The sequence below is a fragment of the Dyadobacter sp. CY326 genome, assembly GCF_021390515.1.
Lineage (GTDB): Bacteria > Bacteroidota > Bacteroidia > Cytophagales > Spirosomataceae > Dyadobacter.
Window position 1 is genome coordinate 154,388 of record NZ_JAJUXI010000013.1, and the last position, 23,404, is coordinate 177,791.

Genomic DNA, 23,404 nt, shown 5'->3' on the forward strand with positions numbered 1-23,404 from the left:
AATAATGATTATGTTGAATGCGATCACCAACTAAATTTTGCGCAAAATAACGGAAAGATTGAGCGGGAAACAACCTCCGGCTTACTTTGTCCTTTCAAACGTCTGATTGTAAGTTTCTATTGCTTGCAGAATGGGGTCGCGGCCCTCATTTTTTTCGGCAGACGTCACATACATTACAGGCACTTCTTCCCACGATTCGCTCAGTTTTTGCTTGTAAGCCTCCACCTGGTTCGCCACCTGATTGGGTTTGAGTTTATCAGCTTTGGTAAAAATAATCTGAAACGGAATTCCTGCTTCGCCCAAACCAGCCATAAATTCCAGGTCGACGGCCAATGCGCTATGCCGCACATCGATCAAAACGAATGTGCAGATCAGGTTTTCGCGGTTATGCAGATAATCGCCGATCATTTTTTCCCATTTCTCACGCTCGCCTTTGCTCACTTTGGCATAACCATAACCCGGCAAATCGACCAAATACCAGGATTCATTAATGAAATAATGGTTAATAAGCTGTGTTTTACCAGGTTGCTGGGAAGTTTTTGCAAGCGATTTTTTATCCGTAAGCATATTAATCAGGGAAGATTTTCCCACGTTGGAGCGCCCAATGAAAGCATATTCCGGCAAAATTGGATCAGGACATTTCTGATAATCCGAATTGCTCATTACATATTTGGCTTCCTGAACTTTCATGCTTTTTTGATGTTAATATGACTACAAAGCTACTCCTTCTTTTTTATCTAACCTTAAAAGCCTGTTTGTGCAAGCATATCAGGTGGTTGAGTCGACCCGAGGCAATTGGATAAAATAAAACAAAGGGGTATTTTCGTTTGGAATGTTGAAATCTTAACTAAATCAAAAAAGATGAAAAGGCTTAAAAAATTATCTTTGCTTATTACAATCCTGGCTTTGACATTCGCAGTTGCGTTTGCAGAGAAGGGGGATAAAAAAGACACAAGAACAGAGGAAAAGGGAATTCAATTTACCGAAGCGAAGTGGGCTGAAATCCTAAAAAAGGCGAAAGCTGAAAACAAGATCATATTTTTCGATGCTTACACCACATGGTGCGGACCTTGTAAATTGATGCAGAAAAATGTCTTTACGCGTGATGATGTCGCGGCTGTTTTCAACAAAGACTTTATTAATGTAAAATATGACATGGAAACCGGCGAAGGATTGAAACTTGCCGGAAAATATAAATTAAAAGCTTATCCAACATTGTTTTTTATCGATGGAAAAGGCAAAGTTGTAAAGCAGGTGATCGGTTACCAAACACCAGAAAAACTGCTTGATCTTGCAAAATCGGTTCAGAAAAAAGCGCCAAGAGCGATCTGATCGGAAAGACATATCAACGAAAAATGCCCCGGAGGATTTCCTTCGGGGCATTTTTCGTTATTAAGCAATTCTTATTCGTAGTAATTCGGAACGCGGTGTCCGCTGCTTTCCAAAAGTCTGTCTTTCTTAAACAACAACACATCGGCTGCCACCATATCATTAACCAATGCTTTCAAGTCATACTTAGGTTTCCAACCCAATTTTGTCATTGATTTTGTTGGGTCGCCAATCAGCAGCTCAACTTCTGTCGGGCGGAAATATCTTGGATCAACGGCAACCACTTCTTTGCCTATTTCCACCTGGAAGTCAGGATCGTTGCATTTCACAACTTTTGCATTTTCCTCAGCGCCTTCGCCGGTGAATTCAACTTCAATGCCAACTTCCGCAAAAGCCATTCTTACGAAATCGCGGATACGCGTTGTGATGCCGGTTGCGATAACAAAATCTTCCGCAACTTCCTGCTGCAAAATCAGCCACATTGCTTCCACAAAGTCTTTTGCATGGCCCCAGTCACGTTGCGCGTCCAGGTTTCCCAGATAAACTTTGTCCTGCAATCCCAATGCGATCCTAGCAACGGCGCGGGTGATTTTACGGGTCACGAAAGTTTCACCTCTTAATGGTGATTCGTGGTTGAAAAGAATTCCATTGACCGCAAACATATCGTATGCTTCGCGGTAATTAACCGTGATCCAATAACCGTAAAGCTTGGCAACGGCATAAGGTGAACGCGGATAAAATGGCGTTGTTTCTGATTGCGGAACCTGCTGAACCAGACCGTAAAGTTCTGATGTAGAGGCCTGATAGATTTTGGTTTTTTTGGTCAAACCCAAAAGACGAACTGCTTCCAGGATGCGCAATGTGCCAATTCCATCCACATTGGCCGTGTATTCAGGCTCTTCAAAGCTCACCTGAACGTGCGACATGGCACCAAGGTTGTATATTTCGTCAGGCTGAACTTCCTGAATAATGCGAATGATGTTCGTTGAGTCGCTCAGATCGCCATAATGAAGCTTGAACCGAATATTTTTCTCGTGCGGATCTTCATAAATGTGGTCAATGCGTTGCGTATTGAACAATGAGCTGCGGCGCTTGATGCCGTGCACCTCATATCCTTTGCTTAAAAGAAGTTCGGCCAAATAAGCTCCATCCTGCCCGGTTATGCCGGTAATTAAGGCTATTTTCATTAGCTATTAGTATGTATATGTGGATAAATGATATCCGATTTAAAAAGTGAACACAAATAAAAGGCGCAATATCAGTTGCTTTCAGCCGTAGGGTTAACCATCAGACTTCTTTTTATATCAACGCGGTCGGCAAGGATTACTGCTGATGAATATTGCTCGCGGATCAATTCAAGATATTGTTCGGCGTCGCTGCGATACATAAAATCACCCACTTTGACGCGGTAAGTCGGTTGTGTGTAGGAAACGTATGGGTTAAGGTCCGGAAAAGACTGGTAAATGTAACTTTTTGCTGCATCCGCCTCCTGCCTTACATTGCCCACATACATTTGAATCCGAAAACCATTGATATAACGAATTGACTTATTATGCTTTGCAAGTGTGTCAAGAACAGTTTCGAGCCTTTTATTTACATATAATGGCTTGTCCACATTTGTTCTGGGAGCCGGTGTGGTTTTTGGGGTGCCAATCGGCTCTGCCCTTTTTTCAGTCGCTGGTTCAACATATTCAAAACGGGGGCGAACGAGCGACAGATCTTCTTTATATTCAGCGCTTGAAGAGCTGACAACTGATTTTTTGCTGCAACCTGCTAGGATGATTATGAAGAGATGCAAAGCCCATAAAAAATTCTTTTTCAGCATCATAACCTTAATCTATTTACCTGAGCCTGCAAACTTAATCAAAAATGGATGAATCACCATAACGCGCTATTTTGAATGTTATAGCTAACTTTACCCGGATTTATTTATCGGCACAATGCAAATCCAATCCAATTATTCCCTTCGCCACCTTAATACATTCGGGCTTGAATCGATCGCTTCATTTTTTGTCGAAGTCGCATCCGTTGCTGAATTAACAGAAATCCTGCGTGATCCGGAATGGAAACAAATGCCGAAATTCGTTTTGGGAGGCGGCAGTAATGTGCTTTTTACCAGAGACATTGACGCGCTCGTTATTCATCCAGCCATTACAGGCATTAATATAATCAAAGAAGATGAAAATGAGATTATATTAAAGGCAGGAGCGGGGGAAAATTGGCACGCATTCGTCATGCATTGCGTAGCGAAAGGTTATGGCGGCGTTGAAAATCTGTCGCTCATTCCCGGCACAGTAGGAGCGGCCCCTATGCAAAACATCGGCGCTTACGGTGTTGAAATCAAAGATGTGGTGCAATCTGTTGAAGCAGTGGCTATTGCAGACGGAAAAACGACCGTTTTTTCAAAGGAAGATTGCGAATTTGGATATCGCGAAAGTGTTTTCAAAAAAGCATTGAAAGGCCAATACATTGTCACGGGAGTAACTTTTGTTTTGAGTAAAAAACCGGTTTTGAACATTGGTTACGGCGATGTGCAAAAGACATTGGCAGAAATGAATGTTACTAACCCAACCATTAAAGACGTCAGCGATGCTGTGATTCAGATTAGAAGGAGCAAGCTTCCCGATCCCGCGCAGATCGGGAATGCAGGGAGTTTTTTCAAAAATCCGGAAATTTCGTCCGGACAATATGAAGCATTGAAAACCAGCTTCCCCACAATCCCAGGTTATCGCGTGAGCGACACAATGGTGAAAGTGCCTGCTGGCTGGCTTATCGAACAAGCTGGCTGGAAAGGTTACCGCGAAGGCACCATTGGCGTTCATGAAAAGCAGGCGTTGGTGCTAGTCAATTATGGCGGGGGAGAGGGCACCGACATTAAGGCGTTGTCTGAAAAGGTGCAGGATTCAGTGGAAACCAAATTTGGGGTTCGCCTCAGCGCAGAAGTTAATTTTATATAAAAAACCATTTATGCCAGGCAGAAAATTATACACATCGCTTTTCCTCGCTCTTTTATTTATTGTCATATTTCTGGTGAAGGACCGTTTTACAATGGGTTTATATCAGGATGAATTCCATTATTTGCCAACCGCCGTACTTTTCAGCAGCGAACCGATCCCGTCAATAAATCTGCTCACGAGTTACAACGAGTTAAACACGCCTATCCCGTTTATTCTGGGCGGTTGGGTGCTGCGGGTTTTTGGTGAAGACATTCAACATTTGCGTCTTTTAACCTTTTTCACCAGTTTCTGCCTGTTAATGCTCTTCGTTTGGTTTAGTCCTGAAAAAACAAAGCGATTCTATCTTTGCCTTGGCGGCCTGCTGCTCTTCCCGAATTATTATCTGTGCAGCGTCTATTACTATACGGACATTTTTGCAATGCTTTTTGTACTGGCCGGAATCGTTGCTTATCTGCGGAATGCACATTGGATCAGTTTGCTGTCGTTGGTTGCGGCGGTTGCTTGCAGACAATATATGCTGGCATTTCCAGCAGCCATTGCGGCTTTTGAAATTTTCAAGCATTTGAAATGGAGCAAAAATCCGGGCGTTATTTTAAAAAGCATTTTTGCGGATAAAACCTGGATTTACTATTTCCTGGCCGTCCTTTCCATTGTTCCGTGGGTAATTTTGTGGCATGGCCCCGCGCCTGCGCCCGTTATGGCCGAGCAGCATTACGATTCGGATAAGCTGGTTCAATACAATTTTGGTTATCTGATGTATGCTTCTGTCGTTGTCGCGGTTTATTATATTCTTCCCGAAATGCTGATTACGAGCAGATTCAGCCATTTTTTAGATTATCCAAAAAGAAATCCAAAACTTTTCATTGCTTTTCTCGTCATTATTGCGGGCATCATTGTATTTTTTCCTGCCAAACAGGCTTACAATCCATATTTCACCTGGCCTTATCTCGGTTATTTCGATCAATTGCTGATGACGATTGGCGTAACAGGCATTTTGAAACAAATCGTTTTTGGCATTCTCATGCTGGTCACGCTGGTGAGGTTTGTGTCTCCCAATTTCACGCTTTCAACTTGGATGTTCTTGTTGAACATTCTGCTGCTGGGCAAAGCGCAATTGTCGTGGGATAAATATTCGCTGCCGATGATTATGGCTTTGTGGTTTTTGGCAATGTATGACGAACATTGGGGACTTTCCCCGTCCGAGTCGGAAAATAAGCCGAATGTATTAAATGTAAATTATTAACTATGGACAACACTACACACCGAAAATTATTACTTCTTCTATTTGTTTTTTGCTGCTCGGCAGGTTTCGCGTCTGCTCAGCGTTTTTTCTCCGTTGTCTTTGACAAGTTACCCAAGGATATGCAGGTTTATGCACGCGACGACAGCAGCAAGGCCGAAATTCCTGTTTCCGGGGTGATTGAATTGGCGGGTTGGGATCACATGTCATTGGTTACATATCGCAACAATGTGCGGACCAGCTATCAAAAATCAGCCTTATCCTATGGTGGTAAAACTTCTGCGGCATTCAGCATGAAGTCTGAAATCAAAGCAGAAATGGCGGATTATTCTTTTGAAGTGTATGCTTGTCATGAGAAAGACTCCGCTCTGATTGTCAAGCGTAGCGAGGTTGTCGCGGGAGATTTTTATGTTGTAAGCGGGCAATCCAATGCTGCTGCAACGATTTTTGGTCCCTGGTCAAACAAATATTGCCGCACGATTGCGCGCACACCGGATGGCGACCCGTCGCTGCTTCCGGGCGATACGCTGTGGACGCCAGCGGCGTGGTCGTGGACATATGTAGGCGCATGGGAATTGGAACTACAAAAATCCATTCTTGAAAACGACAGCATTCCAACTTGTGTCATCAACGGATCATTGCCGGGCACCAAAATGGATCAGTTTTTGGTCAGGGACGCGGGCGATCCGACGAGCTTCACTTTGTATGGCTCTTTGCTAAAAAGGGTGAGAGTTGCAAAACCATCGCGCATAAGAGCTTTTATCTGGATGCATGGCGAACAGGATTTGCTCGAAAACATTAGCAATTACGAGTCCAAGTTTGAAACCTTGTATAATTTCTGGAAGCAGGATTATCCCGAAGTCGAGCAGTTTTTGATTATTCAAACGAACCTGATCATTCTTCGTGGCGACGAGCAAAATCGTGTGGGAGGCAAAATCAGGGATTTCCTGCGAAGAACAAAATACATTTATCCTAAAACGGACCATTTCTCCGCCATCGGGACGCCCGGATACGACGGACTGCATTACGAACGCTTTGGTTATGAAGAGTTTGGCAGAAGAATTTACCGGTTTTTCGCTCCGACCATTTACAAGTCAAAAGACAACGACAATGTTCGGAGCCCGGACATCAAACGCGCGTTTTACAGTTCTCCTGACAAAAAAGAGATCACGCTGATCTTCGACGAAGGCCAATCATTGACTTGGCCAGCTGATTCAACCGTAACCGGGCAGGATGGGAAGCCGCTTGTGCTAAGTTTGAAAAACTTGTTTTATCTGAATGGGGACGAAACAAAGGCTGCCTTTTCCGCTGGTAAAGCTGAGGGAAACAAGGTGACATTAACATTAAAAGAACCAGCCAATGCAACTAAACTGAGTTATCTGCCAACATATTATCCGCAAAATCTTCCGCTAACCATTCCCGCGTCATTTAACATTGGCATTTTGAAAGGTCCTTTCCTGCGAAATAAAAGGAGCCTTGCCGCATTCTCGTTCGACAATGTGGCCATCGGCGAAATGATTCCAGACGTTGAACTTACTGCTGGCAGAACTTTCAATTCCGTGATTTTATCGTGGAAAGCCGTTGAAGGTGTAACAGAGTATGTGCTGGAAAGAAAAACCGCTGACAAGGCTCCGTATGAGTTATTGAAAAAATTGGATTCCAAAACGCTCGCTTACGAAGATTTGGATTTTGAATTGAACGCGACTTACACCTACCGCATTCAGGCATTTAGCGATGTTTCAGAGTCACGTTATACAACGGCCCGCGTTGATCTTACGCCAATTTTAGGCGTTGAGCATCACGGCAGGGAGTTGTTGTGGGAAATTTATTCGAATCCTGTGGAGAATGTTTTGAAAGTTGGGTTCAAGGATTTTACGTCAGGCAAACTTACAATCTTTAACAGCGCTGGCCGCTTATTTTTCCAAACGCCTGTTAACGCGGTTAAAGACTGGGAGCTCGACATTTCCAAATGGCCTTCGGGTTTATATTTGCTGAACATTGAGCAGAAAAACGGTCAAACAGGCACGCAAAAATTCATGAAACGATAAGGCAGCTTAACTGCCCAATCCGTAACGAACAATGCAATAAAGTGCACGAAAACCGTCTTTCCAGTTGATTTTCTTGCCTTCGTCATACGTGCGACCATAATAGGAAACGCCTACTTCGTAGATCCTTATTTTCGAAATCTTGGAAATTTTTGCGGTAACCTCGGGTTCGAAGCCAAATCGCTTTTCGACCAGCTTCATATCTTTCAGAATATCCGCTCTGAACAGTTTGTAGCATGTTTCCATGTCTGTCAGGTTCAGATTTGTAAACATGTTGCTGAGGAAAGTAAGGAATTTGTTTCCGATCGTGTGCCAGAAAAAAAGAATGCGATGTGGTCTTCCGCCCATAAATCTGGAACCGTAAACCACATCCGCATAACCGTCAATGACCGGTTTTAACAAAATATTGAATTCCTGAGGATCATATTCAAGATCAGCATCCTGAACAATAATGTAGTCTCCGGTTGCTCGCCGGATTCCCGTATGCAGCGCAGCGCCTTTGCCCTGATTGTATTCATGGCGAAAATAACTGATTTCCATCGTCGGGTTTTCCTCGATAAATCGCTTTGCAACAGCGTCTGTGTTGTCTGCTGAGCAATCATTGACTATCACAATCTCTTTTTGGAAATTACCAATCAATTCGACCGATTTAAGCTTATCCAGAACTTTCCAGATCGTTTTTTCTTCGTTGTACGCAGGGACAATAACGGATAATTTCATTAAAGAGGATAAGATTGTGACTGTTTATATTGGATTCTGATCAATCAAAACACAAAGAAGCTGCGCCAAGCAAACCTGCGTCATTCGCAAGAGTGGCTCTTTTAATGGTGATTGTTTTCAAATAATATGGTGTCAGCCAGTATTGGAACCGCTCGTTAATGGCGGGTAAAATGTATTCAAATGAAGCAGAAATGCCTCCTCCGATCAAAATTGTAGTGATATCCAAAATACGGATCATGGAAACGAGCCCTTCACCTAACAAGTAACCCATTTCGTGGAAAACCTGCATGGCCAGCTCATCGCCCTTTGATGCCGCTGCTACAAGTCCGGTTGTGGATATTGTTCCGTCGGATGGAAGTTGCGTTTGGCCTGTATAGGCTGCTCTCATGCTATTCGCAAGGTCCAGAAGCTCTTTTTTACCAATGTTTCTTTCTAAAACCTTACCGTTTTTAGAAGGCACATGGCCCGGCTCCATTGCATTTCCGCCACCGCCTTTAAAAACTTTCTTGTCAATGATCGCTGCGCCGCCTATTCCTGTGCCTAGCGTAACGAAAATATAATCCTCAGGAAGCTTGTCTTCACCAAAGTAATATTCACCCAATGCAGCTGCATTGGCATCATTTTCAAGATAAAAATCGTGTTCAGGGAATCTTGCTTTCAAATCAGGAACAATAGCGATCCCGTCTATTTCAGGAATTGCGGTGATCTCAATTAAAGTCGTTCTGTCGCGGGTAGTCAGTCCCGGAACGCCAATTCCGACTTTTTTAACCTCGGGATATTCAACCAGTTGCAGCGCAATCGCATCGCCTAAACGGTCTATAAAATGTCCGGAAGTGCGCCAGCTGGCCGTATCGTGACTGTAAAAATTTGAAATTCTTCCATCCGTAGCGTCAACGATCCCCATTTTTACGTTGGTACCGCCCACGTCTATACCGAGGTATTGTTCCATTGAAATGAAATATGGGTTTAATAAATAAATTTAAAAATGCGGCAATTTAGTAAAAATGCGCTATTCTTCACTATCAATCTAAATCTCCTAACTGCGGCCGGATCAGGATTTCCTCCATGACGGCGCGCGGTGAAAGTGTGTAAGCTGCCCATATTGTATCCGCAATGTCTTTGGCGTCCATAAACCGGTCCTCAGGCAAATCAGTCCCTTTCCAGCTCTCGGTAAATGTCGCTCCCGGAAGCACAGCCGTTACTTTTACATTGTGCGGCTTCATTTCTTCGCGTAAAACTTTGGTCATGCCGTAAAGCGCAAACTTGGAAATGCAATAAGAACCTCCGTTGGGATAGGCCATAATGCTGGCTGTGGAGCACATTGTGAAAACATGGCCTTTCTTTTGTTCTATCATGCCCGGCAATATGGCGCGGGTCAAGTGATAAGCGCTGTAAAGATTGGTTTCTATGGTTTTTTCCAAAGTCCCTTCCGTTTCATTGTGAATCTGACCTGGAATAAATACGCCAGTGTTGTTGATTAGGACTGCTGCAAATTGATTTTTTGAATTGATAAAATCAATAAACGCGGCAAGCTCTTCTTTTTCGGAAAGGTCTGCGGTCTGATAATGCAATGTTGCCTGGGCAAACCGGTTACTCACTTCATTTTCAAGCGCTTCAAGATCATTGCGATTTCTCGCACAAGTGATGACGTCAAATCCCTCAGCCAGAAACCGTTCGATGCATGCTTTTCCAATCCCTTTCGTTCCGCCGGTGACAACCGCTAATGGATTCATTTTTCTGATTGCTTCTTTTTTTGCCTAATTTTCCCGAAAATATTGAATACAATTAAGATATTATGTCTGTAATCGGGAAATACTTCATTTTTTTAAGAACATTATTCGGAAAGGGTGAAAAAATGTCCGTGTACTGGCGCCGGCTGATGGAGGAATGTGTGGGAATTGGCGTGAGTTCAATATTTCTTGTCGCCATCGTTTCTACATTCATCGGAGCTGTTTCCTGCATTCAAACGGCCTATAATCTTGTCAGTCCGATCATTCCTATCTCAACCGTCGCGCTGATCGTGCGGGATATGGAAATCCTGGAACTTGCTCCGACGATCACCTGCATCGTTTTGGCCGGAAAAGTGGGTTCCAACATTGCCAGCGAACTGGGAACCATGCGCATAACGGAGCAAATAGACGCATTGGAAGTGATGGGCATCAATTCATCTTCCTATCTGGTTTTGCCTAAGGTCGTTGCGGCCATGCTAACCTTTCCAATGCTGGTTATTTTCTCTGCATTTCTCGGGATCTTAGGAGGTTATCTGGCCGGAACATTAACAGGCGTCATCACCGAACGGGACTATTTATACGGGATCAGAGATTCATTCGTGCCTTATAACATTTTCTTCATGTGCGTAAAACCGTTTGTTTTTGGGTTTTTGATCGCAACAATATCTTCCTTCAAGGGATTTTTTACAGAAGGCGGCGCGTTGGAAGTGGGAAGGTCAAGCACGGAAGCGGTTACAAACAGCTGCATCTCTATTTTGATCGCAGATTATCTTCTTGCACAGCTTTTATTATAAAGCCTTTTAATCGCCATGAAGCATAACGAAATCAGCCAATGATTGAAGTCAATAATATAGCCAAAGCATTTAATGGTAAGGAGGTTTTAAAAGGCATTACTGCGTCATTTACGAAGGGCGAAACCAACCTCATCATTGGCGGAAGCGGAACCGGCAAAAGTGTTTTGCTGAAATGCATGATTGGATTGGTTAGGCCGGATCAGGGCAATGTGCTTTATAATGGGCGTGACTTTTACAATTGTGACAAAGAAACCCAGCAATCCATCAGGCGTGAAATGGGCGTTCTTTTCCAGGGAGGAGCACTTTTTGATTCCAAAACCGTTGAAGAGAATGTACGCTTTCCTTTGGATATGCTCACCGATCAAACCATTCAGGAAAAGCAGGAACGTGTGGCTTTTTGTTTGCAGCGCGTAGGATTGGAAGCTGCTGCCAAGCGGATGCCATCCGAAATTAGCGGTGGGATGAAAAAGCGCGTGGGGATTGCCAGGGCCATTGTCATGAACCCAATGTATCTGTTTTGCGATGAGCCAAATTCGGGATTGGACCCCTTGACTTCTGTAAAAATTGATGAGTTGATCAAAGAAATCACTGAGGAATATCAGATTACGACGATCATCATTACGCACGACATGAACTCTGTAATGGAGATCGGCCAGAATATTATGTTCCTTTATCAGGGAAGCAAACTGTGGGAGGGAGTCAATTCCGACATTATCAAAACCGATGTTCCCGAGCTCAAAGAATTTCTCTTCTCCAACAAGTTGCTGCGCGAAATGGAGCGCTAAGTCTGCCTATTTTTTATTGAAAAAAGGGAGGTTTTTTCGCTCAATCAAAAATGTGCAAAACGCAAACACGGCAAGTGCAAGCATGTGCACCGGGACGGCAATGTAAAGGTTTGGAATTTTGAGAAATGACGAGGCAGTGATCAACAGCCCGCCAATGCCAATGTAGCCAATTGCCGAAACCACATCATAAGGAACCGGATAATATTTTTGTCCGAAATAATAACACAGCGCCACCATGATGAACGAGGACGCTGCAAATGCGATTGCGAAACCCAGATATCCGATCGCTGGCACCAGCAAAAAGCTAATGCTGATCGTAATTGCTGCACCCAGCAACGTTAGCCAGGTTCCATAAGCCGTCTTATCCGTGAGCTTAAACCAAGTTGCGAGGTTGTAATAAACCCCCAGAAACATATAGCCAGCCAAAAGCCAGGGCACCACGGGAAGGCCTTCATGATAAATTTTCTGCTTCAAAAACATTTCCGCCAGCAAGTCTAGATTCAAGCAGATTCCAACCCACATGACCACGCAAATGATGATAAAATATTTTGTGACTTTGGCAAAAACAGGCGGCGCATTCTTTTCTTCCCCTCTCGAAAAGAAAAATGGCTCCGCCGCATATTTAAACGACTGAATCGCCAGATTCATGAAAATCGACAACTTATAACATTGCACATAAATCCCGATTGCCTGCTTGGTTGTGCGCCCGGGATAGAAGTTTTCGGGTAAAAGAAACTGAATGAAGGCCCTGTCAAACAGCATGTTAAGCACGCCTCCCGCATTCATGATCATGATCGGATAGGCGTAAACCCACACCGGCCGAAACAATGTCTTATCCAAAACAAATTCGAAATCCGTAAACTCCTTCCTTAACATCCAGAAAAACAGTAGATTGGCAACGAGGTTTGCCATTACAATGTAATCCGGTGCGCGCTGCGGATCGTAAATTACGTTAATGGCCGGTTGAAGGAATTGTAAATATTTTCCTGCATAAATATCCCGGCAGACGATGAGGAAAAAGATGTTCAGGAAGATGTTAATCCCAATATTTGCGACCCGCAAAATGACAAACTTCTTGCCATTCCCTTCTAACCGCAACCGTGCAAACGGAATGGCAACAATACCGTCAATGGCCATGATAACGGCAAACATTCTCACGAGCGAAACGCTCTCGGGATATTTGATGAATTCGGCAGCGGGGCCGGCAAAAATGAAAAGCAAGCCTGAGAAAAATACGCTGATGATAATTACTGCGCTCAGAATCAGGTTGTAATATGCTTTTCGGTCGGTCTCTTGTCTGGCAAACCGGAAAAAAGCCGTTTCCATTCCGAATGTGTAAAGCACCATAGCGAGCCCGGCATAAGCATATAATTGCCCCTGGGCTGCAATTTGTTCGGGTTCAAAAAGTTTGGTGTGTAATGCAACCAGCAGATAATTTAAGAACCGCCCCAGCATCGTGCTGATGCCATAAATTGCGGTTTCACTGGCTAGCTTTTTTAGAACGCTCATTGATATTGGCTCACCTGCTGCAAGTATTTGCAGGAACCGCAAATATAGAACAAGGAGTGTATAATATATCAAATGACACATTATACACTCCTTGGATGAGCTAATTACTCAAATACTTTTTCAGTGGGTTAGTTCCGAATGTCGGTAATGATGCGTTCGATTACGCGTTCAATGCGTCTCCATCCCTCGTCGGAATGCAGGTCAACATCAATCATTTTTTCGCGATAATCGGTGGAGATGGTCATAAAATAAATGCCTGCGGAAAGAAATGAAACCAGCGCGCTCGTGTCGCTGTAATTGGGAAGTTCGCCAATTTTGTCCAATATGCGCGTCGCGACCTGATTCCGCGCATCTGAAAGCATTGACTTTCCCGTTCCGATCTCCCAGCGTAGCAAATCGCGCGTCGCCTTACGTTCGCGCAAATCGTTCATAAAAGTGTGCATAAGGCTGGTTAGGGCCTTACTCCTTTGTTCCGGTGCAAGTTCGGGAATGTTATCAATGTAGTCGCTGCCCGTCGTCGACGTGTATTCACCCGATTTTACATATTGTTCCATTAACCCGTCAACACTTTCGAAATAGCGGTATATCAAAACCTTATTAACGCCAGCCGTTCGCGCAATTAAGTTGACACCCACTTTTTCTGTTCCATGCTGTTCGATTACTTCACCAACTGCTTTAAGAATTTTACTTTTTGTCCGCTCTCGGTCGCGCTTTTTTACTTTGTCAACTTTCATATGGGTGCCATTTAGGTTAAATCATAGTAAATTTAATATTTCAAATGGAAATATTTTACGATCAAAACCCTGTATGTCACCCTTTTTGAAAATTTGTTGCATTGAAGGGTGTTTATCGATAAAAATGACCAATTCAGAGATAAAATCGGCCAATTCGTCGACTAATTTGTATCGATTCTTAAAAAGAAAGTGAGAAAAAAGAGCTCATTCCGCGACAAACTCTTCCTATTTACTAATGTTCTATAATGCTTTCCGTACACCAATGCGATGAACCTTAAAACTAGCCGCAACCTGCGTCGCGCCAGCCCTGTCAACAAGGTCCACTTTGACAGCCTGCCTCACAATTGCAGGCATTCCTGCTGCAATGGTGATCGGCGGAGTTCTGAATGTGTATCTGCCTCCGGCGGGCAGTGGTGACGGAACCTGGTCTAGCGCCAGAATGCTTTCGGCATTGGCCAGATTTGCATAACCTGACGTCCAAACCAGCAAGCCTACATTAAAATCCAAGATGTTTGCATCTGCTGTCACGATCTCTATATCAGCAAAGGCCTCGACAACATCACCCGCCACAAGGCTGCTCGTATTGAATTCCTGAGACAAAACTACCGACCTCGTGTTGCCTGTGTAACTGCCCGAAATGGATATTAATTGCTGATTAAGCCCATTGTCCATTGTTTTACTCCCGGAAACGACCGCACCGCCCGCGCTGCTCGAATCGAGCAGCCAGCTGGTTGCTATTGTCCCTGTTGCTGTATTTTTTGTTCCGGTGGTCCCAGCCATGATCGGGTTGGCTGTAAACGAATTGTCGCTAAAAAAGCTGTCTGCGAGGTTGGTCGGCTGAACAAAGTCGAGAAGTGCCTCCGTAACTGGCGTAGAAGCTGCGAATGCGCCGGTAGGATTGAAGTGCAGACCATCTGCATAAAAGGCAGCATTGTTCACAACCAGATCCAGATTAACAGCCCTCGTCGTCTCGGATGTCAATGTTTTGATAAATGTATTCACCGTATTTCTCACAACTTCCGCAGCCGGGCTCAATGCAGCCGGTGCAAACCTTGGCGGGATCGTGATGATGACCACATAGGCGCCTACTGCTTTGAATGCGTTATGTATGTAAGTGAGGTTGCTGATGATGGTTGCGGCGCTTGCGCCACCAGCGGCGTCGTTTGTGCCGCCATCCATGATTACGAGCGAAGGGTTCAAGGCTACGGCCGCGCCCAGTCTGGCCAGCATTTGCGTAGTTGTGTTTCCCGAAATCCCTTTGTTGCCATTAACAGGTAAAAACAGGGAGTTATTGATCCTGAGCAGCGCATAAGTGATGAATGCTGTGGATTGAAAGGCTGTGTAATTGGTTGCACTTCCGGTTGTCTGGGCAATAAGCGAATCTCCGAAGATTACAATTCGGGAGTTGGTTTTTAATAAAGCTGGAGACATGAATTTTAGTAACAAGGGGTTGATATTCCAGCAATATCACAAAAAAAACCGCTGTAATAGTGAAATTACAGCGGTTAGCTTTGAATTACTGTTGGCCGACAAGGACTCGAACCCTGAATAAGACAACCAAAATGTCCTGTGTTACCATTACACCATCGGCCAAAACCGTAAACAGTGGTGCAAAAGTAATGCGGCTAATTCAGGATGTCAAATTTTTGCGTAAAAAATTAGATACTTTTTATTTCAACATTGGCTGCAATCTTCTTCACCAGCCCTTGTAACACCTTGCCCGGGCCGCATTCAATAAAGCTTTCTGCACCGTCAGCAACCATCTGCTCAATGGATTGCGTCCATCTTACGGGTGCGGTTAGCTGGGAAATCAGGTTTTCTTTGATCACCTTAATTTCGGTTGCAGGTTTTGCATTTACATTTTGATAAACCGCACAAATGGGCGCTTCAAACTCGGCTGCATGGATAGCGGAAGCAAGTTCTTCGCGCGCAGGCTCCATCAACGGCGAGTGAAACGCACCGCCAACCGGAAGGATCAATGCTCTTTTTGCACCAGCGGCCTTTAACAATTCACAGGCTTTTTCAACGCCTTCAAATGTGCCTGAAATCACCACCTGGCCCGGACAATTGTAATTGGCAGGAACCACAATTTCGTCCGTAATGCCCGCGCAAATTTCCTCAATCACATTGTCAGCAAGTCCGAGGATCGCAGCCATGGTCGAAGGGCGAATTTCACAGGCTTTCTGCATGGCATCCGCACGATTGGCAACCAGTTTCAATCCATCTTCAAAAGACAATGCCCCTGCGGCAACCAATGCGGAGAATTCGCCAAGCGAGTGACCAGCAACCATATTCGGATCAAAACTGGGGCTGATTGTAGCGAGAATAACAGAATGAAGGAAAATTGCAGGCTGGGTAACTTTCGTTTGTTTCAACTCATCGTCCGAGCCTTCGAACATGATTTTTGTTATTTCAAAACCAAGAATGTTGTTTGCCTGGTCAAACATTGCCTTCGCTGAATCTGACGATTGATATAAATCGAGCCCCATTCCCTTAAATTGAGAGCCTTGCCCGGGAAAAATGTATGCACTTTTCATAATGATCGTTTCGGTTGGTGAATAAAAAAGCCCGATCAATTTGATCGGGCTACAAAGGAAATACTTCAATGCCAAAGAAAAAAGGCGTCGTTATCTGATGATCTGCACCCAGCCTTTGAGCGTTGTGGGCGTGCTTTCTCTTTTTGAGGATTCGAAATAGATGGTTACTTCATAATAATACTGCCCTGCTGCCAGGTCTTTTCCGCCGTTTGTCTTGCCGTTCCAGTTGATGTTAACGTCGTTGGTTTTAAACACCTGCGCGCCCCACCTGTTGAATGCCTTGAATTCAAGTGACTGAACAAATGCGGGGCATTCAAATGGCTCAAAAACATCGTTTTTGGCATCGCCGTTGGGTGTAAATACATTGGGCAAAACATACATCGGGCAGTTGTCTTTGCAAACAAGGTTGCTAGGCGCACTTTCTGCACCAAAACGGTTTACGGCTGTCACATAATAACAGCCTGCAAAAGAAGTAAGGCCTTCGTGGTCAAATGTGGTTGCCAGCGGCGATGGCGGCGTGGTCACGGTTGCGATCAAAACAGGCGTTTCGCCTTCATAACGTGCATAATAAATCCGATAAGCCGACACATTCGGGTCACAATCTTTGCCGCCAACGGATTGCGGATAAGTCCATGAAAGATGATTGGTCAAACCTGTGGGTCCGCAGAATGCTTCCGGGTGCGCTTGCAAAGAATCACAATTCAGCAAATCAATGGCCAGAACAGGCGGACAAGGCTTGGTTGTATCCGAGGAGGAAACGCACAGGATCTGTGAGAAGTTATAAAGGATTGATGGCTTGATCTGGCTGTTGTTGTATGATCCTACGGTTTCTACTTTGTAACAATAAGTCGAGTCACTGACAATGGTGGTGTTGACTGTTCCATCGGCAGCGTATTTATCAGATCCATCATCAACAAAGTTGAATGTCTGCGGTCCCTGAACGGCCACCTCCGCAATGCGGTTGAATGTGCCTGGCCGTGTTTTATCTTCGCGGTAAACCCGGTGCGTGCGGTTACCATTGTCCCAGGGCACGAGTGCCGACCAGTTCAAGCGAATGCGGTTTGGTTCAGCTGCGCCTTGTTCCAATCTTACGGAGCTGGCTGTTTTAATGTCATCCATTTTGACCAATGTTCCGCCCTGCGTCGCGTAATATTCAAGCTTGTAATTATATGGATTGGCCAATGTGTTCAGACCGCGATCGACAAATATTGTGTCCGCAGCGCCTGGGACAAGGTTTGTGTTAATGGTCGCAATCTGCGTGAAAGCCGTTCCATTCTGCCCCACAGCCCTGAAAAGACGATATTGGGCAGGAAGGCCCGATGAAGCAGCAGGTCTGGTCCATTTAACGGTGATAACGCCTCTTGTTTCGCTTGTAGAATCAACGGTAACATTGGTAATGACAGGCGCAAGCGTAGGCAAATTCAAGCAAAATTCATCCGACGCAATGCTTTCACCCCCACCGATCAGACTTCCGGGCTCATTGACATTGGTGCCCGGACGAGGGAATTCAACAACGATCCTGTAACTGTAAGAAATGCCGGCACGCAGTCCATCGCCAGCATTGTTGTCCAGAAATGTGGTTTGGTTCACAGCAACCCTTCCGATCTCTTCATAACCAGAACCCGCTGGAATGCCTGTCAAACAAACATCCTCAGGAATGTCGGCACAACCTTCTCTGCGGTAAACGACAATCTGGGCACCACCAACCTGACATTTGTAAGCAGTCCAGTTGAGCCGGTAAGCTACGCCCGCAGGATCAGTTGCTTCCACTGCACGCAAGCCAAGCGGCTTGGGGCCATACACTTTAATGCTCAATGTGGTCATATCGACCAGTTTCCTAAATAAATTCGGATTCGTGTTGGGGCCAGCTGCGTCTTCAACCTTGAAAAGCACATCATAAGGCTCCAAACGAATGTGATTACAAGAAGTCTGCCATGTAAATTGACCGGTTATGGTCCCATTTCCAGGCTGTTGCGGAACGGTGAACCTGGCCAGTGCGGGGGAAATCAAAGTGCTTTCGTAAACGCCTCCGGTTGAGGTGAGTGTAAGTTTATCACCGTTTTTGTCCGTTGCCGTCACCGCCTGGTTAATGAGCGTTCCCGCCTCCACGCATATGTCCGGGATCGGTTGAGCGAGCGGCCTGTCATTGCGTGCATCCTCGACAATGATCTGCATATCACGCACAATTTCACCGATAAGCACGCCATCACGCCATTCTTCCACCACAAACGCAACATTATAATAGCCTTTTGTCACCGGCGCATCCCAGGTCAAATCGCCCGTGAGCCTGTTCATGCCGAATGTCGCAGGAGATCCGCCCGTTTCCGTGCGTCCCGGTGCGCCAATTTGGTTTGGGTTAACATATTGTAAATTAACTCCTCCGCCATTTGAAGTTCCTCTTTGCGGCGTATACAAGCGATAAGCAAGGCTGTCGCCGTCCGCGTCAAATGCATTGGGATTGTGAATGTAACGCTGACCAACGGCCGCCAGATCAATGGGGGCATTCAAGAGGACAGGAGTTTGGTTCAAGCCGAAATTGGCATTGATTTCCAGCGTGGTGCTTACGTAAAAGTTTAGGTTTTGCGTTGGGGGAGGGCCAATGTTCAAAATGCCGTTATTCCGGTTGTCTTCCTCAAACGAGATCCTGAATTTACCTGCCGAAGGGAATGTGTAACGGACAATGTAAATGTTCTGAGTCGTGTTGTTGCCGATGTTAATGATCGGCAAAATTCTGGGCGCTTCGATAGGGCCATTGTTCCCGACAAAAAACTGCACAAAGTTCTGCGCATTCGCAGCACCCTCGCCGTTTTGCATATCAAAGTAGGCGGTAAGCTTGATTTCGTAAGTCAGAGAAGTTGCAGAAACACGCTTGGCTGTAATCTCACCCGCGCGAATGTGCGTGGCCATCGCCTCAGAGCCGAGCAAAGTCAGGAAAAGTGAAAACAATAAAAGTCGTAAAGCAGATCGCATAAATATATAAAAGTCGAGCTTTTTAGATAGAGGTTCGGGCAGAAAGAAGAATCTGTCAAACTACATAAATCAACGAAAAACTGCACAAAAATGTGTGCCCTATTAATGAATATAATAGGTGTTCTTGTAAACTTACAAAACAAGTTTATAATTAATGAATGTATTGCCAGATTGCTTTTTCTTATCTGATGATCTGCACCCAGCCTTTGAGCGTTGTGGGCGTGCTTTCTCTTTTTGAGGACTCGAAATAGATGGTTACTTCGTAATAATACTGCCCTGCCGCCAAGTCTTTTCCACCGTTTGTCTTGCCGTTCCAGTTGATGTTGACGTCGTTGGTTTTAAACACCTGCGCGCCCCACCTGTTGAATGCTTTGAATTCAAGTGACTGAACAAATGCCGGGCATTCAAATGGCTCAAAAACATCGTTTTTTGCATCGCCGTTGGGTGTAAAAACATTGGGCAAAACATACATCGGGCAGTTGTCTTTACAAACTAAGTTGCTAGGCGCACTTTCTGCACCAAAACGGTTCACGGCCGTCACATAATAACAGCCTGCAAAAGAAGTAAGGCCTTCGTGGTCAAATGTGGTTGCCAGCGGCGATGGCGGCGTTGTCACGGTTGCGATCAAAACAGGTGTTTCGCCTTCATAACGCGCATAATAAATCCGGTAAGCCGACACATTCGGGTCACAATCTTTGCCGCCAACGGACTGCGGATAAGTCCATGAAAGATGATTGGTCAAGCCTGTGGGTCCGCAGAATGCTTCCGGGTGCGCTTGCAAGGAATCGCAATTCAGCAAATCAATGGCCAGAACAGGCGGGCAAGGCTTGGTTGTATCCGAGGAGGAAACGCACAGGATCTGCGAGAAGTTATAAAGGATCGATGGCTTGATCTGGCTGTTGTTGTAAGAGCCTAGGGTTTCTACTTTGTAACAATAAGTCGAGTCGCTGACAATGGTTGTGTTGACCGTTCCATCGGCAGCATATTTATCAGATCCATCATCAACAAAGTTGAATGTCTGCGGTCCCTGAACGGCCACCTCTGCAATGCGGTTGAATGTGCCTGGCCGTGTTTTATCTTCGCGGTAAACCCGGTGCGTGCGGTTACCATTGTCCCAGGGCACGAGTGCCGACCAGTTCAAGCGAATACGGTTTGGTTCAGCAGCGCCTTGTTCCAATCTGACTGAGCTGGCCGTTTTAATGTCATCCATTTTCACCAATGTTCCGCCCTGCGTCGCGTAATATTCTAGCTTGTAGTTGTAAGGATTGGCCAATGTGTTCAGACCGCGATCCACAAATATTGTGTCCGCAGCGCCTGGGACAAGGTTTGTGTTAATGGTCGCAATCTGCGTGAAAGCTGTTCCATTCTGCCCCACAGCCCTGAAAAGCCGATATTGAGCAGGCAAGCCCGATGAAGCAGCAGGTCTGGTCCATTTAACGGTGATAACGCCTCTTGTTTCGCTTGTAGAATCAACGGTAACATTGGTAATGACAGGCGCAAGCGTAGGCAGGTTCAAGCAAAACTCATCCGACGCAATGCTTTCGCTCCCACCGATCAAACTTCCGGGCTCATTGACATTGGTGCCTGGACGAGGGAATTCAACAACGATCCTATAACTGTAAGAGATGCCGGCACGCAGTCCATCGCCAGCATTGTTGTCCAGAAATGTGGTTTGATTCACAGCAACCCTTCCAATCTCTTCATAACCAGAACCCGCTGGAATGCCTGTCAAACAAACATCCTCAGGAATGTTGGCACAACCTTCTCTGCGGTAAACGACAATCTGGGCACCACCAACCTGACACTTGTAAGCAGTCCAGTTGAGCCGGTAGGCTACGCCCGCAGGATCAGTTGCTTCCACTGCACGCAAGCCAAGCGGTTTGGGTCCATACACTTTAATGCTCAATGTGGTCATATCGACCAGTTTTCTAAATAAATTGGGATTCGTGCCCGGCGAAGGCGCGTCCTCAACCTTGAAAAGCACATCATAGGGCTCCAAACGAATGTGCTCACAGCCCGTTTGCCATACAAATTGTCCGGTTGCCTGGCCTTGCTGACTTTGAGAAGGAACCGTAAAAACGGCCAATGCGGGTTTGATTAGCGAGCCCTGGTAAACACCGCCCGTGCTGGTCAATATGAGTGGATTGCCATCTTTGTCCACCGCTTTGATCTGTTGGTTGATGCGCGTTCCGGCTTCGACGCAGATCTGAGGCAGCGGCTCAATCGTTGGTCTGTCATTGCGGGCATCTTCCACCAAGATTTGCATATCCCGCACAATTTGGCCTATAAGCACGCCATCACGCCATTCTTCGACGACGAATGCAACATTATACTGTCCCTTCCGGGCAGGTGCATCCCAGATAAGGTCGCCGGTTACGGCATCCATCCGAAACGTCGCGGGCGAGGCGCCCGCTTCTGTATTTCCCGGTCCACCGATCAGGTTCGGATCTTTGTAAGGAATATTGATCCCATTGCCTTTGCCGTCACTGCTTTGCGGGGTAAAAAGTTTGAAGGACAAGCTGTCTCCATCCGCATCAAATGCATTGGGATTGTGAATGTAGCGCTGGCCCACAGCCGCGAGATCGATTGGGGCATTTAAAAGCACGGGCGTTTGATTGGGCCCAATGGCTGTATTTATTTCTAATATCGTGTGGACGAAAAAGTTGATGCGATCTGTTTGAAGTCCGTCATTCAGGTTAAGCGTGTTTGCATTCCGGTTCTCCATTTCCACAGATATTTCATAAGTGCCTGCGGCTGGAAAGGTAAATGTTGTCACATATTCATTGAATGTGGTGTTGTTACCAATGTCGCGAACAGTGGATTCTATTCTTTTGACATTCCTCGGACCTTCGCTTCCAAAGTAGAAATTGATGGAACTGGCTGCCTTTGCGGCTTCAATGCCGTTTGGACCAACATCAAAATAGGCCGATAAACGAACTTCGTAGGTCAGGGAAGAGATTCTTCTCGCAGTAATTTCCCCTGCCCGAAAGTGCGTCGCATGGGCCTCAAACGCGGAAAACAGAACAAAAAGTAATGAGAATATTAGAGGAAGTCGTAAAGAAGGACGCATACGAATAAATTAATTGATCGCCGATGTAAAACTTCAACGAAAAATTTTGTTAAAAGTGTGTATGTTTTTGACATAGAACCGCCGGTTTGGGGCTAAATATTTTTAGGCATATCGGCTTGTTATAGGTCTGATGTAGTTAACACTAACCATTTCTTCATAATGATTATAAATAAAAGACGCCACTACAAAAATGGAAGCGTTTCTTTGCCTTGCACGGGTTTGTGATATACCTTTGAAACGTTCTAAATATACCTAATTTTTTTGCACTATAACGATTCGTTTTTGATATGTCGTGGTTTTCACAAACGTTAACGAGCTCCATTGGTAAGAAACTTCTGATGGCTCTTACCGGATTATTTTTGATAAGTTTCCTGGTGATTCATGCTTCCATCAATGCCATGATTTTTTACAATGACGGCGGAGAAACATTCACGCATTGGGGCCATTTCATGGGTACAAATCCCATCGTGCGAACGCTTGAAATTGGACTGATCGCCGGGTTCCTGCTGCACATTGCCGATGGACTGATTTTATGGAAAAACAACACGGAAGCGAGACCGGTGAACTATGCGGTGAATAATCCTTCTGCAAACAGCACCTGGTATTCGCGCAGCATGGGGTTGCTGGGGACTTTGTTGTTGATCTTTTTGGTCATTCATACAGCACATTTCTGGATTCCTAACCGTTCCAATCAGTTCTCAACAGGGGAAGAGCTCAATTTATATCAAATGATGCTGGACATTTTCCAGAATCCTTGGGTTGTGCTGATTTACATTGCGGGATGCATTTCACTTTTCTGGCACTTGCTGCACGGGTTTAAGAGTGCTTTCCAAACATTGGGATGGAACCACGTGAAATACAATGGTTTTATCAATTTTATTGGAACGGCTTTTTCTATCGTCGTGCCGCTTCTTTTTGCTTTAATGCCCATTTCAATCTATTTGGGTTGGGTAGACTAAGCGCTGCAATCAGCGCTAAATTTCA

Annotated in this window: 19 protein-coding genes and 1 tRNA gene; 7 read left to right on the forward strand and 13 right to left on the reverse strand. The window is 45.3% G+C overall.

What is annotated here, in order from left to right; genetic code table 11:
• Positions 1-81 precede the first annotated feature (81 nt).
• Entirely contained in the window at positions 82-690 is a 609-nt protein-coding gene (gene yihA / locus LZG73_RS23775) for a ribosome biogenesis GTP-binding protein YihA/YsxC (RefSeq protein ID WP_233855134.1), read from the reverse strand.
• A 171-nt stretch (positions 691-861) separates the two neighbouring features.
• Between yihA and LZG73_RS23780 the strand changes: the two genes are divergently transcribed.
• A complete protein-coding gene (locus LZG73_RS23780; RefSeq protein ID WP_233855136.1) occupies positions 862-1,332 on the forward strand; it encodes a thioredoxin fold domain-containing protein in 471 nt (156 codons plus the stop codon).
• 71 nt (positions 1,333-1,403) lie between these two features.
• Here the strand turns inward: LZG73_RS23780 and gmd are convergent, their stop codons facing one another.
• Both gmd and LZG73_RS23790 read right to left on the reverse strand, forming a co-directional pair.
• Positions 1,404-2,516 (reverse strand): GDP-mannose 4,6-dehydratase, encoded by a 1,113-nt coding sequence (gmd, locus tag LZG73_RS23785; protein WP_233855138.1) that lies wholly within the window; start codon positions 2,514-2,516, stop codon positions 1,404-1,406.
• Positions 2,517-2,587: 71 nt separating this feature from the next.
• Complete coding sequence (locus LZG73_RS23790) at positions 2,588-3,157, reverse strand: SPOR domain-containing protein (RefSeq protein WP_233855140.1); 570 nt, start codon at positions 3,155-3,157, stop codon at positions 2,588-2,590.
• A 112-nt stretch (positions 3,158-3,269) separates the two neighbouring features.
• On the opposite strand from LZG73_RS23790, the gene murB reads away from it, so the two are divergent.
• From murB to LZG73_RS23805, 3 genes are read left to right on the forward strand one after another with little or no spacing between them, the layout of a single operon-like run.
• Positions 3,270-4,286, forward strand: coding sequence for a UDP-N-acetylmuramate dehydrogenase (gene murB / locus LZG73_RS23795; protein ID WP_233855142.1), 1,017 nt, complete (start codon positions 3,270-3,272; stop codon positions 4,284-4,286).
• A 10-nt stretch (positions 4,287-4,296) separates the two neighbouring features.
• The gene (locus LZG73_RS23800; protein ID WP_233855144.1) at positions 4,297-5,529 is read left to right on the forward strand and encodes a hypothetical protein; all 1,233 of its coding nucleotides are present in this window, start codon (positions 4,297-4,299) and stop codon (positions 5,527-5,529) included.
• A 2-nt stretch (positions 5,530-5,531) separates the two neighbouring features.
• Positions 5,532-7,574 carry a sialate O-acetylesterase gene (locus LZG73_RS23805; RefSeq protein WP_233855146.1) on the forward strand — a complete coding sequence of 681 codons (2,043 nt, stop codon included), beginning with the start codon at positions 5,532-5,534 and terminating at the stop codon, positions 7,572-7,574.
• Positions 7,575-7,580: 6 nt separating this feature from the next.
• On the opposite strand, the gene LZG73_RS23810 is transcribed toward LZG73_RS23805, so the two are convergent.
• The 3 genes from LZG73_RS23810 to LZG73_RS23820 all read right to left on the reverse strand — a co-directional run bounded on the left by LZG73_RS23810 (position 7,581) and on the right by LZG73_RS23820 (position 10,024).
• Positions 7,581-8,291 carry a glycosyltransferase family 2 protein gene (locus LZG73_RS23810; protein WP_233855148.1) on the reverse strand — a complete coding sequence of 237 codons (711 nt, stop codon included), beginning with the start codon at positions 8,289-8,291 and terminating at the stop codon, positions 7,581-7,583.
• A gap of 40 nt (positions 8,292-8,331) precedes the next feature.
• A complete protein-coding gene (locus tag LZG73_RS23815) occupies positions 8,332-9,240 on the reverse strand; it encodes an ROK family protein (protein WP_233855150.1) in 909 nt (302 codons plus the stop codon).
• 73 nt (positions 9,241-9,313) lie between these two features.
• Positions 9,314-10,024 (reverse strand): SDR family oxidoreductase, encoded by a 711-nt coding sequence (locus tag LZG73_RS23820; RefSeq protein WP_233855152.1) that lies wholly within the window; start codon positions 10,022-10,024, stop codon positions 9,314-9,316.
• A gap of 62 nt (positions 10,025-10,086) precedes the next feature.
• On the opposite strand from LZG73_RS23820, the gene LZG73_RS23825 reads away from it, so the two are divergent.
• Positions 10,087-10,815, forward strand: coding sequence for an ABC transporter permease (locus tag LZG73_RS23825; protein WP_233855154.1), 729 nt, complete (start codon positions 10,087-10,089; stop codon positions 10,813-10,815).
• 38 nt (positions 10,816-10,853) lie between these two features.
• On the forward strand, positions 10,854-11,600 hold the full coding sequence (locus tag LZG73_RS23830) for an ABC transporter ATP-binding protein (RefSeq protein ID WP_233855156.1): 747 nt from the start codon (positions 10,854-10,856) through the stop codon (positions 11,598-11,600).
• Between the two features lie 6 nt (positions 11,601-11,606).
• On the opposite strand, the gene LZG73_RS23835 is transcribed toward LZG73_RS23830, so the two are convergent.
• The 7 genes from LZG73_RS23835 to LZG73_RS23865 all read right to left on the reverse strand — a co-directional run bounded on the left by LZG73_RS23835 (position 11,607) and on the right by LZG73_RS23865 (position 22,420).
• Positions 11,607-13,109 (reverse strand): lipopolysaccharide biosynthesis protein, encoded by a 1,503-nt coding sequence (locus tag LZG73_RS23835; RefSeq protein WP_233855158.1) that lies wholly within the window; start codon positions 13,107-13,109, stop codon positions 11,607-11,609.
• A 128-nt stretch (positions 13,110-13,237) separates the two neighbouring features.
• A complete protein-coding gene (locus LZG73_RS23840) occupies positions 13,238-13,843 on the reverse strand; it encodes a TetR/AcrR family transcriptional regulator (RefSeq protein ID WP_233855160.1) in 606 nt (201 codons plus the stop codon).
• A 240-nt stretch (positions 13,844-14,083) separates the two neighbouring features.
• Positions 14,084-15,274, reverse strand: a complete 1,191-nt coding sequence (locus LZG73_RS23845) for an SGNH/GDSL hydrolase family protein (protein WP_233855162.1) — start codon at positions 15,272-15,274, stop codon at positions 14,084-14,086.
• A gap of 91 nt (positions 15,275-15,365) precedes the next feature.
• Positions 15,366-15,436 (reverse strand) — tRNA-Gln (locus tag LZG73_RS23850).
• Between the two features lie 65 nt (positions 15,437-15,501).
• Positions 15,502-16,380, reverse strand: a complete 879-nt coding sequence (fabD, locus tag LZG73_RS23855; protein ID WP_233855164.1) for an ACP S-malonyltransferase — start codon at positions 16,378-16,380, stop codon at positions 15,502-15,504.
• Between the two features lie 90 nt (positions 16,381-16,470).
• Positions 16,471-19,350: a gliding motility-associated C-terminal domain-containing protein gene (locus LZG73_RS23860; protein ID WP_233855166.1), complete on the reverse strand. Its 2,880-nt coding sequence runs from the start codon at positions 19,348-19,350 to the stop codon at positions 16,471-16,473.
• 181 nt (positions 19,351-19,531) lie between these two features.
• Complete coding sequence (locus LZG73_RS23865; protein WP_233855168.1) at positions 19,532-22,420, reverse strand: gliding motility-associated C-terminal domain-containing protein; 2,889 nt, start codon at positions 22,418-22,420, stop codon at positions 19,532-19,534.
• Between the two features lie 287 nt (positions 22,421-22,707).
• On the opposite strand from LZG73_RS23865, the gene LZG73_RS23870 reads away from it, so the two are divergent.
• Complete coding sequence (locus LZG73_RS23870) at positions 22,708-23,379, forward strand: succinate dehydrogenase cytochrome b subunit (protein WP_233855170.1); 672 nt, start codon at positions 22,708-22,710, stop codon at positions 23,377-23,379.
• The last annotated feature ends 25 nt before the right edge of the window (positions 23,380-23,404 follow it).